Raw genomic sequence first — 18640 nt, 5'->3', positions numbered from 1 at the left:
TATATCTATATTTGAAAACCTTTTATTCGGTTTAAAAATAAATTAATATTGCAGTCGTTAAAAGGTATAGAAAAAGCTAACTACTGTACATGAACCAAAAGGTTTACTTCTTAGTATTTACAATTTTACTATCAACTACTGCTGTGGCGCAAGTAGGTGGGCGTTCAACCTATCAGTTTTTAAATTTGGTAAATTCCCCTCGTCAAGCAGCTTTAGGAGGAAAGACAATAACAAATTACGATTACGACCCTACGCAAGCACTTTTTAACCCGGCGGCGATTAATCCAGCGATGGATAATCAATTCTCTCTTAATTATGCCAATTATATAGGTGATGTAAATTACGGAACAGCAGCCTATGCTTATGCTTGGGATCGCCGTACACAAGTAATTAATGCAGGGGTTACTTATATTAACTACGGAAAGTTTGACGGATATGATGAACAAGGAAATGCAACCAATAGTTTTAGTGGGGGCGAAGTAGCCTTGTCTTTTGGTCACGCTCGAAATATTGCGTTTACTGATTTTTATGTAGGAGCCAATGTAAAATTTATATCCTCTAAATTAGAACAGTACAGCTCTTTTGGAGTAGCTACCGATATTGGTGTTATGTATTTCTATGAAGATTGGGACTTACACATTACTGGAGTCGCTAGAAACATAGGGACACAAATTACTCCCTACCACGAAACCTACGAAAAACTCCCTTTTGAGTTAATCTTCGGAATATCACAAACCCTTAAAAATATACCTATAAGGTGGCATTTTACCTTAGAGAATATGCAACGATGGAATGTAGCCTTTGCCAACCCCAATCGTGATGAAACAGATTTAGAGGGAAATTCTACAGGTGAAAAAATCAACTTTATTGATAATGCATTCCGCCATATGATCGTTGGGATTGAACTTTTTCCCAAAGGAGGTTTTAATATTCGGTTAGGCTATAATTTACGTAGGGGAGAAGAACTTCGAATAATAGAACAAAGAGCCTTTGCTGGGTTAAGCGCTGGATTTTCTTTAAAACTGAATAAATTGCGGCTGAGTTATTCGTATTCACAATATAGTTTGGCGGCTTCAACGAGTACTTTCGGACTCAATATAGACTTACAATAATGCATAAAATTACCATTGCCATAGACGGCTACTCATCCACCGGAAAAAGTACAGTTGCCAAGCAGTTGGCAGATTGGTTGGAATATGTGTATATCGATACTGGCGCAATGTATCGTGCCGTAACGTTGTACGCTATGGAAAATGGTTTTATTTCTGAAGAAAAATTTGATAAGAAAGCACTTATCAAAAAACTATCAGAAATTCATTTAGAATTCAAAAAAAGCAGTCCTACAGCAAAAGCTGAAATATTCCTTAACGGAAAAAATGTAGAAAGCGAAATAAGGACTTTAGATGTTTCAGAATTTGTAAGTCCAATCGCCACCGTTTCCGAAGTGCGAAAAAAACTAGTAGAACAACAGCAACGAATGGGGTCTGAAAAAGGCGTTGTAATGGATGGTCGCGATATTGGCACCATTGTCTTACCCAAAGCCGAACTGAAAATCTTTATGAACGCTTCCGCAGAACAACGCGCGAAACGAAGGTACGATGAGCTTACCGAACGTGGTGACCAAGTTACATTTAAAGATGTTTTAAAAAACGTTCAGGAACGCGACCATATAGATACTACCCGTAAAGATTCTCCTTTACGAAAAGCAGATGATGCTATTGAAATTGACAACAGTGAAATGAACTTGGAAGATCAATTTCACATTATTCTGCAATTAGCCAAAGACCGAATAGCCGGAAGGGTTTAATTTGTCATTTCCACCTTAGGAGAAATCTCATTTTCACGGTGCCTGAGTGTCCCGACGATAGGAGGAAAGTATCGAATGCATAACACCTACCACTTTCTTTTCAAAACACTTTGATTATCAAAAGAAAAACAGTAATTTTGCACTCCTTTTAGCGACGAGGCAAGAATAAAAGGAATGATAAAATTTAATCTAAATCCTTCTGTGGGATGGTCGCGGTAACTTCTTGTAACAACACAGAATACAAATTGTTGAAATTCAGAATCTTTTAAAATGAATTTCACAAACATTATATTAAATGGCTGATAAAGCAAACAAAGATGCAGCAAAAGAAAAAGCTGCAGAAAAACAAGAAGATGTAGCTGTTGCAGAACAAAAAGCTACTGAGGAAACTCAAAAACCTCAAGAAGAACTTTCTTTAAAGCAAAGAGATCCTAAACAATTTTTAGAAGAATTCAACTGGCATAACTACGAAGAGGGTATTGACCCAATCGATGACGGTAAGTTAGAAGAGTTTGAAAAATTAGTTACTGAAAACTTTGTTGACACATTAGATGATGAAGTAGTAGAAGGAGAAGTAGTTTATATTACAGATCGTGATGCTATTATCGACATCAATGCGAAAAGTGAAGGTGTAATCTCTTTAAACGAGTTTCGTTACAATCCAGACCTTAAAGTTGGTGACAAAGTAGAAGTATTGATCGATGTACGTGAAGACAGTACAGGACAATTAATTCTTTCTCACCGTAAGGCTAGAACTATTAAAGCTTGGGAGCGTGTTAATGATGCTCATGATGATGCTACTATTGTTAACGGTTATGTTAAATGCCGTACTAAAGGTGGTATGATTGTAGATGTATTCGGTATCGAAGCTTTCTTACCAGGTTCACAAATAGATGTGAAGCCAATTCGTGATTACGATGCATATGTAGGAAAAACAATGGAATTCAAAGTTGTGAAAATCAACCACGAATTTAAAAACGTTGTTGTTTCGCATAAAGCACTTATCGAAGCGGATATCGAAGAACAGAAAAAAGAAATTATCGGGCAGCTTGAAAAAGGACAAGTACTGGAAGGTGTTGTTAAAAACATTACTTCATACGGTGTATTTGTTGACCTTGGAGGTGTTGACGGATTGGTACACATTACAGACCTTTCTTGGTCTCGTATCAACCACCCGAACGAGATTGTGGACCTTGACCAGAAATTGAACGTTGTAATTCTTGACTTTGATGAGGATAAAACACGTATCCAATTAGGTCTTAAGCAATTAAAAGCTCACCCATGGGATGCTCTTGGAGACGACCTTAAAGTAGGTGATAACGTAAAAGGTAAAGTAGTTGTTATTGCAGACTACGGTGCATTTATTGAAGTTGCTGAAGGCGTTGAAGGGTTAATCCACGTTAGCGAAATGTCTTGGTCTACACACTTACGTAGCGCGCAGGATTTCGTAAATGTTGGTGATGAGGTTGAAGCTCAAATCCTAACTATGGACAAAGAAGACCGTAAAATGTCTCTTGGTATTAAGCAATTAACACCAGATCCATGGACTGATATTACAACTAAATATCCTGTAGGTTCTAGACACACAGGTATTGTACGTAACTTTACAAACTTTGGTGTATTTGTTGAATTAGAAGAAGGAATTGATGGATTAATTTACATTAGCGATCTTTCTTGGACTAAGAAAATCAAGCACCCAAGTGAATTTACTGAAATTGGAGCTGAATTAGACGTTGTTGTTCTTGAATTAGATGTTGAAGGACGCAAGTTAAGTTTAGGCCACAAACAAACAGAAGACAACCCTTGGGATAAGTACGAAGGTGAGTTTGCTGTAGGAACTAAGCACACTGCTAAGATTGACGAAATAGTAGACAAAGGAGCAACGATCGAGTTTAACGACGACATCACAGCATTTGTACCAAAACGTCACTTAGAAAAAGAAGATGGAACAGATCTTCAAAAAGGTGAAGAAGCAGAATTCCAAATTATTGAGTTCAACAAAGAATTCAAGAAAGTGGTAGTTTCACATATGGTTATCCATAAAGAAGAAGAAGCTAAGATTGTAAAAGATGCTGCTAAAAAACAAGCCGCACAATCCGAAGACTCTAAAACGACTCTTGGTGATGCAAATTCTAAACTTCAAGAATTGAAAGACAAAATGAGCGGTAAATAAGCCTTCATTTCGTTATAAAAGTAAAGCCCTTCAGAGATGAAGGGCTTTTTTTATTGATTATAGTTTATGCAAATTCTGGTTCTAACAGTTGCACATTGCTCTTTAAACGCTCGATAACAATATTCATCATTCGTTTATTTAAAGCAGAAGAGTCATTAATGTACGTTTCGTATTCGTACAAAGTAAATTGGCCAATGACCATTCCTTTTAAAGAATTCCGAAACTTCATGTCCTTGTGTATAGCATTATCAATATAATCCATCCGTTTTTCAACCGAAAGATCATAAAACACATTTTTATGTTTTCGAACATAATTTCTGAAAGCTGCCAATAATAAATTTTTCTGAAGCTTCACAACGGGGCGCAAGGTATTGTTCTGAAAATACTCTGCATCACTCATTTGGTCATTGAATGTTGCCGAAGGAATTTCGGGTCGTAATTGCAATAAAACTTCGTCTCTAGTTTCCATAATAATTGGGTTTTACTAAAATTATACATTTTAAAAGCCTCTTTTTTCTGAAACAACACATAGTTATAAACGGCTTTTCAACAGTTGTTTGCCGTTAAAATCGTCTTAATCCGTCCCTTTGTCTATAGTCTTTTCGGTACTTTTAAAAGAAAAAGATGGCAACAAAAACTTCTATAAATCCATATAATGGTGCTGAAATAAAATCTTACAAAACACACACCAAACCCGAAATTCAAGATATTTTAACAAAAGCCGATAAACGGTTTTATTCGTGGCGAGAAACCTCATTTGCAGAACGAAAAAAATTAATGTTGGCAGCCGCTTCTGAATTAAAAAATAATAAAGAAGAATATGCAAAGGATATGACCTTGGAAATGGGGAAACCCATAAAACAAGCCATTGCCGAAGTTGAAAAATGTGCGTGGGTTTGCGAATATTACGCCGAAAATGCAGAAGAACAATTAAAAAATGAAATAATTAAAACCGATGCCCATAAAAGTTATGTGAGTTATGAGCCTATGGGAGTAGTTTTAGCCATCATGCCTTGGAACTACCCGTTCTGGCAAGTGTTCCGTTTTGCAGCACCAGCTTTAATGGCTGGTAATATTGGGGTGTTGAAACACGCTTCCAATGTCTTCGGAAATGCGCTAAACATTGAAAAAGTATTTAAACGAGCTGGATTCCCAGACCACTGTTTTACTACTTTAAAAGTGGGAAGTGATGCTATTGAAGAAATTATAGAAAGCCCCATTGTAAAAGCCGTAACCTTAACGGGTAGCGGTCCTGCTGGCTCTGAAGTAGCAGCTACGGCTGGGAAAAATATAAAAAAAACAGTCTTAGAATTAGGTGGTAACAATGCTTTAGTCGTTTTAAAAGATTGCGATATAGATAAAACAATCGATACCTGTGTACAGGCTCGTTTTCAAAATACTGGACAAAGTTGTATTGCCGGAAAACGGTTATTGGTAGACGAATCAATTTCAGAAGAATTTATTGAAAAGCTAGTAATAAAAGTACGGGAATTGAAAAGCGGTGACCCTGTAGATGAAGAAACCTTTATTGGTACGTTGGCACGAGAAGATTTAGCGAAAGATTTAGAAGAACAGGTTGAAAAATCTGTAAAAGCTGGTGCAAAACTGGAAATAGGAGGAAAGCGGCAAAACGCTTATTTCGAACCAACTGTAGTGAGTAATGTTTCTCCTGAAATGACTATGTTTAAGGAAGAAACCTTTGGTCCTGCATTATCTGTTACCACCTTTAAAACGGTTGATGAAGCCATTGAACTTTCCAATAACTCAAAATTTGGTTTAGGAGTTTCTCTCTTTTCTAAAGACACTGAAGCTACTGAAAAAATAGCGTATCGTTTTAATGAAGGTGCTGTATTTATAAATGAATTGGTGAAAAGTGATCCGCGTTTACCTTTTGGAGGTGTTAAAAATAGCGGGTATGGGCGCGAGTTAAGCAACCACGGAATTACAGAGTTTGTAAATAGAAAAACCGTTTATATAAATAAATAAAACAAAAAAAAGCTCGCAATTTAATTGCGAGCTTTTTTAAAGAGTATTGTTTAGTTATTTTTTAGAAAGAAATTCTTCTTTGGTTTTGATGGTTGGCTTTTCAATCTCATTCTTTTCTATGAATTTCATGAATTTTTCACCTTCTTTATTTTTAATCTTTTGATAACGCTTTTTAGCCTCAGCAAACTCTTCAGAAATTAACTCTAAATTTTGCTTTTGAGATGCTGTTACCCGACTAAAAGTACCTGCAATACTCGAGTATAAATCTGCCATCCGTTCTCTCAATTCTGGCTCAGCGGAAGTGACATAGTTGTCACCGGTGGTAATCACTAAGTCTTTCCGAAGTTTTTCTAATGCGTCATACAGTTTTTGAGCATCTTTTTTACCTTTAGGATTGTTTTCAATTACTGAATTAGCTTTGGTTTGCAATTCGCCTAATTCATACACCATATATGCTAAATCTTCAACCATATTAAATAGTTGTGTTGTTAATTGCTCTTGCTCTTTACGTTCAGCTAATGTAGTTAAGGATTTTTCATCATATTTTACATCTATTGTAGTCTCGTAGGTGTCTTTGCCTTTTGTCAATACTACGTTGTATGTTCCTGCTGGTACTCGAGGTGCTGTAAAACCTCCGTATGAAAGTGTTTTTCCAGCTGCCATTTTTGGAATAGAACTCGTATAATTCCAGTTTACAATATTGATGCCTTTTGATTTTCCAGGAGAAAGGGAGGCTATTTTGTTTCCTTTCATATCTTGGATTTCCATTTCCATTTTTCCGAAGGTATGTCTCTTCTTCAAATAGTAAGCTATCCTAGCTGAAGTTGGTTTATTGCCGCCTACAAATTGTGTTTCAGTTCCAAAACTACCGCTAAAGCCACTGTCTTCTGGCATAGTAAAAGCTTCCGAATCAAAAAAGTGAACGTCTTCTTCTAAAATAGATGGGGTAAGTTGACGTAATGGACTTATATCATCTATTATAATAACACCGCGTCCGTGGGTACCCATAACAATGTCGTTAGTTTGTTTTTGCATATCGATAAAATGAACAGCTACGGGTGGCATGTTATTGGTAAATTGTGACCAGTTTTTGCCTCCATCTATAGTAACATATAATCCCATTTCAGTGCCTAAAAACAGTAAATCTTCATTTTCATTATCTTCTTGAATATTTCGAACAAAAGCATTCTCTTGAATATCTTCTGAAACAATCGACTTCCAAGTTTTACCGTAATCTGTAGTTTTCAATGCGTATGGTTTCATATCACCAGTTGTATGTCCTTCAAAAACGGCATAAGCTGTTCCTTTTTCATGTACACTCGCTTCAATATGATATACCCAAGTATTGGCTGGAATACCCGTTAAATTTTCAGAAACGTTGTTCCAGTTTTTTCCACCATCGGTTGTTACTTGTACATTTCCATCGTCAGTTCCTACCCAGATAATGTTTTCATCTAAAGGAGATTCTGCAATTGTAAAAATAGTTGTGTGGTTTTCAGCTCCGCTATTATCTACAGAAAGCCCTCCAGATTCTGATTGATCTTGTTTATCAGGATCATTCGTGGTTAAATCTGGAGAAATAATCTGCCACGTTTCGCCCATATCTTCACTTTTATGTACAAATTGGCTTCCCATATAAAAGCGGTCTGGAGCGTGAGTACTTACTGCCATTGGAGCATTCCAGTTAAAGCGTAATTCAGCATCTCCTTTTTTAGGCAACGGTTGGATGGTTCGAGTTCTATTTCTGCCTACATCATAACGCCAAACATTTTGAGCCCCTTGCATTTCAGAATAAATAATGTTTTTGGTTGGGTGTTTTAATACTCTAAATCCGTCGCCGTAACCCACACTATTCCAGTCACGAGCATTTACACCACCTGGAGAAGAAGATGGGCCGTACCAGCTTCCATTATCTTGTAAACCACCATACACATTATAAGGTTCGGCATCGTCAGTACTTATGTGATAAAATTGTGAAAGTGGCAAATCTTCAACAATTTCAAATACGGAACCACCATTCCAAGAGCGGTACAGACCGCCATCGGTAGCTGAATACATAATATCGCTATCATTTATATGGAATGTGATATCGTGAATATCACTGTGCATATTCCCTAAATTTTTGAACGTTTTACCACCATCCCGGCTTATAGAACCGGTAAGACCACCTTTTACAACAATATCAGGGTTTTTAGGATCAACAGTAATACGCGAAAAGTAAAAAGGGCGAACGGTTAACCCAAAATCATTGTTTAAATGTTCCCAACTTTTTCCGGCATCAGTAGATTTCCAAAGTCCGTTTTTATCTTTTTCTTCAGTTTCCAGTACCGAATACAAAATGTTATTTTCACTTGGAGCAACTGCAATGGCAATTCTACCTAAATCGCCTTCAGGAAAACCATTATGTATTTTATTCCACGTTTTCCCGCTGTCGGTAGATTTGTATAAGGCACTGTTTTTACCACCCGAATTAAAGCTCCATCCCGTACGTTTAAACTGCCACATAGAAGCATATAATACATTAGGGTTTTTAGGATCCATAATTACATCTGCTGCTCCGGTTGAGGGGCCAACGTATAAAATTTTATTCCATGTTTTTCCGCCATCGGTTGTTTTATAAACACCGCGGTCTTCGCTATCACTCCATAATGCACCTAAAACCCCTACAAATACTTCATCGGTATTATTAGGGTTAATAACTACGGAAGCAATTCGCTCACTATTTTCAAAACCAGGAATCTCTTTCCAGTTAGTTCCACCATCTGTTGATCTAAACAATCCATCGCCAACAGAAACCGAATTTCGAGTCCATGTTTCACCGGTACCCACCCAAATAGTTTGATCGGGGTCCTTTGGATCTAATGTCACTACTCCAATAGATTGCACGTGTTCGTCAAAAATAGGGGAGAACGTAGCTCCTCCATCATTTGATTTCCAAACACCACCACCGGCAGTACCAATGTATATGATACGGGTATTTGTTGGGTGCATTTCAATATCATTAATACGACCGCTCATTAGTGCGGGGCCTATATGGCGAGCTTCCATATCGCCAAATAATTCTTTTCCTTTTAAAGCGGTTTCTTGCGCTGAAATTGAAATCGGCAAAAGAGCTAATACTAATAAGGTGTACAGTAATTTTTTCATGAGTTGGTTTTTTTGAAGTGAATTACAATGTGGAATAAAAAATCCCCGTCGAGCGGGGATTTTTAAGTTGTACTATTAAATTATTCAGGGAAAGCAAACATTCCCTCATTGGTTTCTGGGTTTAGCGTAATATCTTTTACTTTAAGGTTTTGGCCAGAAATTCCCATATCAAAAGGGAAATACAAACCATCCACTTCTTGATAATCACTCATAGAGTTTGTTACAGTTTGTCCTTTCATAGGACCTTGTTGAACTTCATTTTGAGTCGCAATAGGAACAAAATTTTCAGTTTCAAAAAAGTAATACGTTACATTTGGAACCTCTTCGCCATCGACCATCATTGGTTCTTTGGTTAATCTAAGCTTATAGGTTTCAGTACCTTCAATCGTTTCCTTGCCCATAGCTTCTACCGTATAGCCTTTTTCTTTGTAGTTGAAAAATGGAGAAGGAAAGTCCTTCTTAGCTTGCTGTTTCATGTTTTGATTCATTTCAGCATCACTTTTTTCAGCTTGCATCGTCATCATATTTGTAGTCCAAAGTGTTTCACCATCAAAAGCCATTTGTTTAATTTCTTGACCTTGAAAGTTGATAGTTACTAATTGTTCTCCATCTTTGGTTTGGATAACATCCACAGGAATTTCCATTCCTTGAGCATTTACACTTCCAGAAATTTTAATGGCTTCCAGATTGCTCCAATTATCTTTACCTCCAGTTGTTTCAAAATAGTTATCAATAATTTCATCTGCTGTTTGAGCCGAAATAGGAGCTACAGTAACAAGCAATAAAGCGATGAATAGTGTTTTTGCAGTTTTCATGTTGTATATGTTATGGTTTATTGTAAAAGTAAGACACTTTTTTAATGATTATGTTACAATATATTGAATTTTTTTTCAGAAGAAAAAAGTTACAAAACCCGTATCTTTACTCTAAAAGATAGATGTTATGAAATTTGGTAAAGTTGACGACCCCTCAAAAATAGATTTTACATTACCTGAAGTTCATCCAGATACGAAAAAAACGCTTTCTAATTATAAACCTGTTTCCACACCCAACTTATATGTAGGTTGCGCCAAATGGAACCGGGCCGATTTAAAAGGATTCTACCCAAGAGGAACAAAAGATGAGCTGGAATATTATTCTAGACAATTTAATAGTATTGAATTGAATGCTACTTTTTATAGAATTTTCCCGGCTGATGTTTTTGCAGGATGGTACGAAAAAACACCGTCTGATTTTCGTTTTTTTCCGAAGTTTTTTCAAGGAGTTTCGCACTGGAAGCGATTAAATGATTTTGAAGGTTATTTGAACGATTATCTATTAAATGCTTCTAACCTGAAAGAAAAGCTGGAAATGGCTTTTGTGCAAACACACAATAACTTTAAACCTACCAATATGGATAGGTTAGACCCATTTTTTAAAGCGATACCTAAGGATATGCGCATTGCTATGGAGTTTCGGCATACCGATTGGTTTAATGACGAAGCTGTTTCAGAGGAATTGTATGATATACTTGAAAAGAATGATGTTACAAACATTATAGTAGATTCTGCTGGACGACGAGATTTACTACATATGCGAATGACCACCGACAGTGCTTTTATTCGATATAACGGCTCTAACCACGAAAGTGATTATACGCGTTTGGATGATTGGCTTGATAGACTAGAAGAATGGGTTGATCAAGGCTTACAGAATATCTACTTTTTTGTACACCAAAACATAGAAAAAGCATCGCCTCTACTTTCAGCTTATTTTATTGAGAAGGCTAATGAGCGCTTTGGTACCGATGTAAAAATTCCAAAAATGGATAAAACTAAAACCTTATTTTAATGAACTTTCATACCCGTAAATGGATAAAACCTGAAGATTTAAACCCAAATGGCACCTTATTTGGTGGCCGGTTGTTAGAGTGGATCGATGAAGAATCGGCCTTGTATGCCATTATCCAACTAGAAAACCCAAAAACGGTAACCAAATTTATGAGTGAGATTAATTTTCGAAGCTCAGCAAAAAAAGGTGATATTGTTGAAATAGGTCTAGAGGCTGTAAAATTTGGGACTTCTTCGTTAACACTTGCTTGTGAAGTACGTAATAAAATGACCCGTGAAGTAATAATTACCATCGACACAATAATTATGGTAAGTTTAGATGAAAACGGAAAGCCAAAACCACACGGCAAAAAAGAAATAGAGTTTGTAAAAGACCGGTTGGAAAATTAAAAGTAAACTGCTACATATCTAGTTCTACTTTTTGGACTCCATTTGCTTGTTCTTTAGCACGCTCTAATTGATCTTGAGTGGGTTTTTTGGGTTGTTGTTCTGCAGCGTTTTCAGGTTCAAAACTCAATTTAGTATAGGTAGGAAAATGATCTGAATTGATATCGCTACCTAACGAAACTTCTAAAGATCTAAATTCACTTGAAATAAAAATATGATCTAACGGCCAACGCATAATAAAGCTTTTTGCATCGAACGTATTATAAAACCCACGTCCTTTACGAATGTCCAACAATTCGGCAACATTATAAAAAAGTGATGTAGTTGCAGACCAGGCAACATCGTTAAAATCTCCAATTACAAGAACTGGATATTCAGATTGTCTACTCAAATTTGCTATTTTCATCATTTCTGCATCTCTGTCAGAAGATTTTGGGTTGTGTTGCGGCATAGGCGGCGTTGGGTGTATGGTGTATAGCTGTATGGTGTCATTTGAAGGTAATAAAACTTGTGTATGAATTGACGGGATGTCTTTATCAACCAAATATTTTACTTGCGGTTCTATTAACTTAAATTTAGAATAAAGCAGCATTCCATAGGTGTTATCTAAAGGGACTGCTACCTTATATTTATATTCTTCAGAAATATCAGTATCAATTTTTTCTTTCCAACCAGTATTAGTTTCAACAAATAAAAGAATGTCGGCGTTGAATTTTTTTATATCCTAAATAAGTTTCTCTTTTTCTTTATTCTTCTGGTACACATTTGCCGTGTATAGTGAAACTATCCTTTTAGGATTATTGTTTTTAGCTTCTAATACTTCAAAATCTGCAAAAGGGGTGTAAGGGTATATTTTAGTAAGTTGAAAAATAAAACAGCAAACGAGCCCTATTGCAAACAGATAGTCTTCTACACGTTTAATTTCGAAACGCATAAAATAGGTAATCAGTGCTGTAAATGTTAAAATGGTAAGTTGAATATGAGGAAAATCGAATATTCTAATCCACCAATAGTCGATTGCAATTAAAGGAATTAGAGTTAAAACAATTGCTAACCCACCAAATATTTGAAGTACAGGTTTTAATTTCATGAAGGGAAAAAATAGTTTGTTCCCTTAAAGATAATAGATTGTTAGTTACTTGAATTCAATTTAGTAGAAATTTGAGAAATATCTTTTCCTGAAGGGATTTCAAAAAGCTCCAAGCCAAAGTAAGGAATTGCCGCAATTAGGTGATCAAAAATATCGGCTTGAATATGTTCGTAATTTTCCCAACGCTTGTCATAACTAAAACAGAATACTTCAATAGGAATACCACGATCGGTAGGTGCTAAATGACGCACCATTAGAAACAAATCTTTATTGATAGCAGGATTCTCATGTAGAAACGCATCGGCGTATTTTCTGAAAATTCCTAAATTAGTTTGGTTGCGACCATTTAATAGAACTGACTTATCAGCCTCAGTATTGTGGTTATATTTTTGAACGTCTCGCTCGCGATGTTCAATATATGGTTTAATAAGCTGAATTTTCTTTAACTCTTCAATTTCTTCAGAGGATAAAAATTTAACCGAAGTTTGTTTAATAAATAAAGAACGTTTAATACGTCTTCCGGCAGACTGTTGCATTCCACGCCAGTTTTGAAACGAGTCTGAAATTAAACTGTACGTAGGAATAGTAGTAAACGTATGATCAAAATTTTGAACGGTAACGGTTGCAAGGCTTATTTCGGTAACATAACCATCTGCTCCATATTTACTGAAGGTTATCCAGTCGCCAATACGCACAATATCGTTTACTGAAACTTGAATACTGGCCACAAACCCTAAAATAGTGTCCTTAAAAATAAGCAACAGTACTGCAGATGCCGCTCCTAATGTCGCAAGGCTAAAAATGGAGTATCCCGTTAAAATATTGATGATAAAGAAAATGCCAATGCCCCAACCAAATATCATTAATACCTGCTGGTAACTTTGTAGAGGTTTATCGTGAAAACGGGGTTTGTGTTCTAAGTAACTTCGGGTGGTCTTTAAAATACTTCGGAAAACAAGAACTGACAGAATAATTAGATACACATCTATTATCCGAAGTAGAAATTTCGAAATAATTGGATATTCAGCAAAAATTATTGGCGTGGTGTACCAAACGATAACCACAGGAAAAAAATGAGCTACAAAACGTGGAAAGTTACTTTTTATAAGAAAATCATCAAAAGTAGACTTTGTTTTATCGCTAAATGCTTTAAATATTTGAACAATAAATTTTCTAACAAAAATATCAATCAAGGTAACCACAAAGGTAAGTACAATGGAGTTGATCATTGCATTTAAGAATATTGCCAAATCTTCATTCATCCCAGAATTGACAAAATAGTTTTGCAGCAAACAAAGGTAATATTTTATGGTTTCTTGGTTCATTATAAATACTTACGTTCTGCGTAAAAAGGTCCAAAGGGAAGTACCGAACATAACATGACGATGCCTAAAGTTCCCCACGACCATTTTAGTTTTTCTTTCATAAAATAAGCACCAATAATATAAAGAATAAATAAAACACCGTGGGCCATTCCAACGATTTTTACCATTTGAGGCATATCCCAAATGTATTTTAAAGGCATTGCAATACCTAACAAAACTAGAAACGATATGGCTTCAAGCGCGCTGATTATTTTAAAGGATTTAGTTGAAATATCCATTGTCAAAATTTTTGTGCAAAGATACGGTATCAAAGTATAGTTTTAGTATTTTTAATACCCATTTTTTAGTAGTGATTTCAAGAAAATGCTACTTATTACCACACCAAAAAAACACATACGTATTATGAAATTTTCATCAGTTCTTTCTTTCTTATTTATTGCTTTAGTTTTTAGTACTGTTCAGGCTCAGGATAAAGCTGCAACTGAATTTTCTATCGATTACGAAAAATTTACCCTAGACAATGGCTTAGAAGTAATCCTCCACGTTGATAAAAGTGAACCTATTGTAGCAGTAGCAACTATGATGCATGTAGGGTCTAATCGTGAAAAACCAGGAAAAACAGGGTTTGCACATTTTTTTGAACATATGTCTTTTAACGATTCTGAAAATGTTCCAGTAGGGGCCAACCGTAAAATGATTCCTGAGTGGGGCGGTAGCCGAAATGGTGGAACGTGGAGTGATGGAACCGTGTACTATGAAGTAGTGCCAAAAGATGCTTTTGAAAAAATATTATGGATCGATAGCGACCGGTTTGGCTACATGATTAACACAGTAACAAAAGCCGCTTTAGAGCGTGAAAAGCAAGTGGTTAAAAATGAAAAAAGACAACGTGTTGATAACGCACCGTATGGTTATACAGATGAAATTATCCGTAAAAACTTATATCCAGAAGGACATCCTTACAGTTGGACAGTAATTGGGTCACTTCCAGATTTGCAAGCAGCGACATTAGAAGATGTAAAAGAATTCTATAACAAGTATTACGGCGCAGCTAACGCATCCTTAGTAATTGCAGGAGATATTGACATCGCTAACACAAAAGAATTAGTAAAAAAGTGGTTTGGTGAAATACCACGTGGTCCAGAAGTAGAGGCTTTAAAGGCAATGCCCGTAACATTGAGCGAAAGCAAATCTTTATATTTTAAAGACAATTTCGCAAAACTACCAGAGCTTCGTATGGTATATCCTACAGTAGAAGGTTATAATAAAGACGAATACGCATTGGATGTATTGGGTCAATTATTGAGCGGAAGCCGTAAGTCGCCTTTATATAGAACAGTTGTAGAAGAAGGGAAATTGGCGCCTAATGTGAGTTCATACAACAGTAGTTCAGAGTTAGCTGGAGAGTTCGTCATTCGTGCCCGTGCTAACGAGGGTGTAGATTTAGATGAAGTGAAAAAAGCAATTGAAAAAGGATTACAAGATTTTGAAGCTAATGGATTTGAAGATACAGAACTACAAAGAATAAAAGCTGAACTAGAAACCCAATTATATTCTGGAGTTGCAACAGTGCTTAATAAAGCGTTTCAATTAGTGCAGGATAATGAATTTGGTGGGGACCCAGGATATATAACCAAACGAGCAAAGTTATACCAAAAAATAAATCGTGCCGATGTAATGCGCGTGTATAATGAATACATAAAAGGGAAAAACTATGTAATGACAAGTGTTGTTCCCAAAGACTCCCCAGATTTGGCAGTATCTGGTGCTAAAGAAGCAAGTGTTTGGGAAGAAAAGGTAACCACAATGGATGCCAGTGAAGAAGTTGCCCAAGGAGAAGAAGCAGAATATGAAAAAACACCTTCAAAATATGATCGTTCTGAACCTGCTTTTGGAGAAGCACCTCTATTTGTGATGCCTGAAGTTTGGAAAGCAAATATGGATAACGGTATGAAAGTATTGGGAATTGAAAATAATGAATTACCATTAGTAAACTTTTCAATTAGTTTTCCTGGAGGCCATAGCTTAGATCCAGACAATAAAGCAGGTTTGGCGATGCTCACTGCCGATTTGATGAATGAAGGTACAAAAACCAAAACGTCTGCTGAGCTTGAAGAAGCAATTGGCTTATTAGGCTCTAGTATTTCCATTCGTGGTGGTTTAGAAGAAATTAATATCTACGGAAATAGCTTGACTCGCAATTTTGAAGAAACTATTAAACTAGTTGAAGAAATGTTATTACAGCCTAGATGGGATGAAAAAGAATTTAACCGTCTTAAGCAGGAGTTAGTGACATCTTTAAAAGGTAGGGAAGCAAACCCACAAGCTATTGCATCTATTAACTTTAACAAATTAATTTATGGAGATGGAAATATGTATGCAGTTCCGTCAGAAGGGACATTAGAAACAGCTAATAATATTTCATTGGCTGATGTAAAAGAATTTTATAAACATCTTTCCCCTAATGGAGCTACATTTAAAGTAGTTGGTAATATTGAAAAACAACGAGTAACAGAAGCATTGTCTTCGCTTTCTGAAAAATGGAAAGGAGAAGAGGTAACAATTCCTTCCGAAGAAATTTCAGAAAATAACTCTGAAGGGAATTTATATTTTATCGATGTTCCCAATTCTAAGCAATCTGTAATTTATGCCGGTTTGCCAGCTCTTTCAGCTAATAATGATGATTACACGAAGCTTGATTTTGCCAATGAAATTTTAGGAGGTGGTTCAAGCGGAAGGCTTTTTCAAACCTTGAGAATTGAAAAAGGCTATACATATGGCGCGTATTCATATATTCCATCACGTAATGAAACAGCACCATTTACTATTAGTACTAGTGTTCGGTCTAATGCCACGTTGCCTTCTTTAGAGATCATAGAAAATATGGTAAAAGAGTATGGTCCTGGTTTTACTAAAGAAGATGTTGAATTGACTCAGAATAAAGTAATAAAACAAAATACTCGAGCTTACGAGTCATTAAATGCTAAATTAGGGCTCTTAACTCAGATAGATAAATATGGGAAACCGGAAGATTACATTAATAAAGAGCAAGAGTTGTTAATGAATATGAATATGGAAGACTTTAAAAATATCATCAATAAGTACATAAAAGAAGGTGAGATGACCTATGTTGTAGTAGGTGATAAGGCCACACAATTTGAAGAAGTGAAAAAGTTAGGTAAAAAAGTAATCGAGCTGGACATTCACGGAAACCCGGTTAAATAAAGAAATATGTTTTTAACGCAAGAACCATCAGCTACTGAAACAATATCGAATGCAGTAGAGGGATATTACGACCATTTTTTAACCGTACTGCCACGTATTGCTTTAGGCATATTTATAGTGGTAGCTGGGATATTAATAGCTCAATTAATCACAAACTTATTTAAAAGACGATTTCTTCATAAAGCTGAAGATCCTTTAATGGCACGTTTTCTGGCACAGGCTTTAAAAATTGTATTAAGCCTTGTGGCAATAATGATAGCCCTAGACGTGGCAGGTTTAGGAGGAATTGCAACGGGTATTTTAACTGCGGCTGGAGGAGCAGCTATCATTTTAGGATTTGCCTTTCAAGATATTGGAAAAAACTTTCTGGCGGGAATTATTTTAGCGTTTAACAGGCCGTTTAATATTAATGATACCATTATGGTCGATACGCATTTTGGCAGGGTAAAAGCGCTTAATTTTCGCTATACCCACGTAAAAACAACAGATGGTCGTGATATTTACATTCCAAATAGTGATGTGTTGACCAAGCCGGTTGAAAACTATACAGCCGATGGCTTTTATCGTGTTGATTTTACTGTGGGAATTGGATATGAAGACGATATTGAATCCGCGAAATCTATTATTCAAGAAATATTGGATACCAATAAAGAAATAGTACACAATGACACACACGATAACTTTGTAATTGAGTCTGAATTAGCAACCAGTACGGTAAACTTAAAAGTACTGTTTTGGGTGCATACCATTGACTATAGAAAAGCTTCTCGGGTTTTGCGAGGACAAATTATTCAACAAGTGAAACAAGCCCTAGAACAGAAAGGATTTAATTTACCTGCCGATATTACTGAGCTTAAATTGTATGGTAATGAAGAAGATATTCCATTACGTGTTCGGAAAGACCCTAGAGATTTACTTACTGAGGGTAAAAATCCTAATTAGAGCAAGGCAGTGGCTCGTTTAAAACAGGGTATTGCCAGTTTTTTTGATACCCGTAATGCCACCATTCGGTTCTAATGGTTTTAAAACCATGTTTGCGCATTCCTTCGATAAGCAATTTTCGGTTGGCGAGAATTTCTTCAGAAAAATTATAATTATCAATATGCGCTTCGCGGCCAAAATAATCGTAATCGCTGCCCATTTCTACATAACAGCCTTCTAAGGTCACTAATGTGATATCCACAGCGGCACCACGATTGTGCACCGATGCACCATCATATGGATTAGCAACATAAGTTGCTCGCGGCACTTTTGCCCACATTTGTTTCTGCACATCCAAGGGGCGATAGCAGTCGTAAAGTTTTATTTTGTACCCTATTTCACAGAAATATTGGTTGGCTTTCACTAAAGCTTCAGAAACTTCCTTTACTAATAGACATTTGGCACAATCGTATAAAACTTCACCAATAAAATTATTTTCAGTAGCATAGCGCACGTCATAATCAAACTCGGTAGATAGTTCTGAAATATCAATTAATTTGTTTTGAGCGCTCATTTCCGAAGAAAATATAGAAAGAATTAATAACAAAAATACTTGACGATACATTTAGAAGAATTTGCTGAAGATGGTATTCAAATTTAAGGATAAATTAATAACAATTGGTAGCGTGGCTTTGTAACTTTGGAAAAAACAAATTATATGAAAAATTTAAACGATAAAGTTGCGCTGAT

Annotated in this window: 16 protein-coding genes; 8 read left to right on the top strand and 8 right to left on the bottom strand. The window is 36.0% G+C overall.

Annotated features, from left to right (window positions below; all coding sequences use genetic code 11):
- The first annotated feature begins 89 nt into the window (after positions 1 to 89).
- The 3 genes from porQ to rpsA all read left to right on the top strand — a co-directional run bounded on the left by porQ (position 90) and on the right by rpsA (position 3980).
- Positions 90 to 1112 carry a type IX secretion system protein PorQ gene (porQ, locus tag AACZ92_RS06820; RefSeq protein ID WP_339698829.1) on the top strand — a complete coding sequence of 341 codons (1023 nt, stop codon included), beginning with the start codon at positions 90 to 92 and terminating at the stop codon, positions 1110 to 1112.
- The gene (gene cmk, locus AACZ92_RS06815) at positions 1112 to 1807 is read left to right on the top strand and encodes a (d)CMP kinase (protein ID WP_339698826.1); all 696 of its coding nucleotides are present in this window, start codon (positions 1112 to 1114) and stop codon (positions 1805 to 1807) included. The genes porQ and cmk overlap by 1 nt, the downstream gene beginning before the upstream one ends.
- 295 nt (positions 1808 to 2102) lie before the next feature.
- Positions 2103 to 3980 carry a 30S ribosomal protein S1 gene (gene rpsA / locus AACZ92_RS06810; protein ID WP_339698823.1) on the top strand — a complete coding sequence of 626 codons (1878 nt, stop codon included), beginning with the start codon at positions 2103 to 2105 and terminating at the stop codon, positions 3978 to 3980.
- Between the two features lie 64 nt (positions 3981 to 4044).
- On the opposite strand, the gene AACZ92_RS06805 is transcribed toward rpsA, so the two are convergent.
- Complete coding sequence (locus AACZ92_RS06805) at positions 4045 to 4449, bottom strand: glyoxalase (protein WP_339698820.1); 405 nt, start codon at positions 4447 to 4449, stop codon at positions 4045 to 4047.
- A 155-nt stretch (positions 4450 to 4604) separates the two neighbouring features.
- Between AACZ92_RS06805 and AACZ92_RS06800 the strand changes: the two genes are divergently transcribed.
- Positions 4605 to 5966 carry an NAD-dependent succinate-semialdehyde dehydrogenase gene (locus tag AACZ92_RS06800; protein ID WP_339698817.1) on the top strand — a complete coding sequence of 454 codons (1362 nt, stop codon included), beginning with the start codon at positions 4605 to 4607 and terminating at the stop codon, positions 5964 to 5966.
- Between the two features lie 54 nt (positions 5967 to 6020).
- Here the strand turns inward: AACZ92_RS06800 and AACZ92_RS06795 are convergent, their stop codons facing one another.
- Positions 6021 to 9113, bottom strand: a complete 3093-nt coding sequence (locus AACZ92_RS06795; protein WP_339698814.1) for a hypothetical protein — start codon at positions 9111 to 9113, stop codon at positions 6021 to 6023.
- Between the two features lie 80 nt (positions 9114 to 9193).
- Complete coding sequence (locus AACZ92_RS06790) at positions 9194 to 9928, bottom strand: outer membrane lipoprotein-sorting protein (RefSeq protein ID WP_339698811.1); 735 nt, start codon at positions 9926 to 9928, stop codon at positions 9194 to 9196.
- A gap of 127 nt (positions 9929 to 10055) precedes the next feature.
- Here AACZ92_RS06790 and AACZ92_RS06785 point away from each other — a divergent pair, with 127 nt between their 5' ends.
- Both AACZ92_RS06785 and AACZ92_RS06780 read left to right on the top strand, forming a co-directional pair.
- Positions 10056 to 10943 carry a DUF72 domain-containing protein gene (locus tag AACZ92_RS06785; protein WP_339698808.1) on the top strand — a complete coding sequence of 296 codons (888 nt, stop codon included), beginning with the start codon at positions 10056 to 10058 and terminating at the stop codon, positions 10941 to 10943.
- Positions 10943 to 11332 (top strand): hotdog domain-containing protein, encoded by a 390-nt coding sequence (locus AACZ92_RS06780; protein WP_339698804.1) that lies wholly within the window; start codon positions 10943 to 10945, stop codon positions 11330 to 11332. The genes AACZ92_RS06785 and AACZ92_RS06780 overlap by 1 nt, the downstream gene beginning before the upstream one ends.
- A 10-nt stretch (positions 11333 to 11342) precedes the next feature.
- Here AACZ92_RS06780 and AACZ92_RS06775 read toward each other — a convergent pair whose 3' ends face one another.
- Genes AACZ92_RS06775 through AACZ92_RS06760 form a run of 4 tightly spaced genes read right to left on the bottom strand, consistent with a single transcriptional unit; the run spans position 11343 to position 14022 of the window.
- On the bottom strand, positions 11343 to 12050 hold the full coding sequence (locus AACZ92_RS06775) for an endonuclease/exonuclease/phosphatase family protein (RefSeq protein WP_339698954.1): 708 nt from the start codon (positions 12048 to 12050) through the stop codon (positions 11343 to 11345).
- A gap of 3 nt (positions 12051 to 12053) precedes the next feature.
- Entirely contained in the window at positions 12054 to 12419 is a 366-nt protein-coding gene (locus AACZ92_RS06770; RefSeq protein ID WP_339698801.1) for a hypothetical protein, read from the bottom strand.
- 41 nt (positions 12420 to 12460) lie between these two features.
- Entirely contained in the window at positions 12461 to 13744 is a 1284-nt protein-coding gene (locus tag AACZ92_RS06765; protein ID WP_339698798.1) for a mechanosensitive ion channel domain-containing protein, read from the bottom strand.
- Positions 13744 to 14022, bottom strand: coding sequence for a DUF3817 domain-containing protein (locus AACZ92_RS06760; RefSeq protein ID WP_339698794.1), 279 nt, complete (start codon positions 14020 to 14022; stop codon positions 13744 to 13746). Before AACZ92_RS06760 ends, AACZ92_RS06765 begins: the two co-directional genes overlap by 1 nt.
- Before the next feature lie 124 nt (positions 14023 to 14146).
- On the opposite strand from AACZ92_RS06760, the gene AACZ92_RS06755 reads away from it, so the two are divergent.
- Positions 14147 to 16969 (top strand): pitrilysin family protein, encoded by a 2823-nt coding sequence (locus AACZ92_RS06755; RefSeq protein WP_339698791.1) that lies wholly within the window; start codon positions 14147 to 14149, stop codon positions 16967 to 16969.
- A 6-nt stretch (positions 16970 to 16975) separates the two neighbouring features.
- Positions 16976 to 17911, top strand: coding sequence for a mechanosensitive ion channel family protein (locus AACZ92_RS06750; RefSeq protein WP_339698788.1), 936 nt, complete (start codon positions 16976 to 16978; stop codon positions 17909 to 17911).
- Here AACZ92_RS06750 and AACZ92_RS06745 read toward each other — a convergent pair.
- On the bottom strand, positions 17904 to 18515 hold the full coding sequence (locus AACZ92_RS06745; protein ID WP_339698785.1) for a M15 family metallopeptidase: 612 nt from the start codon (positions 18513 to 18515) through the stop codon (positions 17904 to 17906). The genes AACZ92_RS06750 and AACZ92_RS06745 overlap by 8 nt on opposite strands.
- Between the last annotated feature and the right edge of the window lie 125 nt (positions 18516 to 18640).

The sequence above is a fragment of the uncultured Marixanthomonas sp. genome (genome assembly GCF_963974425.1).
Lineage (GTDB): Bacteria > Bacteroidota > Bacteroidia > Flavobacteriales > Flavobacteriaceae > Marixanthomonas.
The sequence above is the reverse complement of the archived record's forward strand: the minus strand, read 5'-3'. Positions and strand labels throughout refer to the sequence as shown.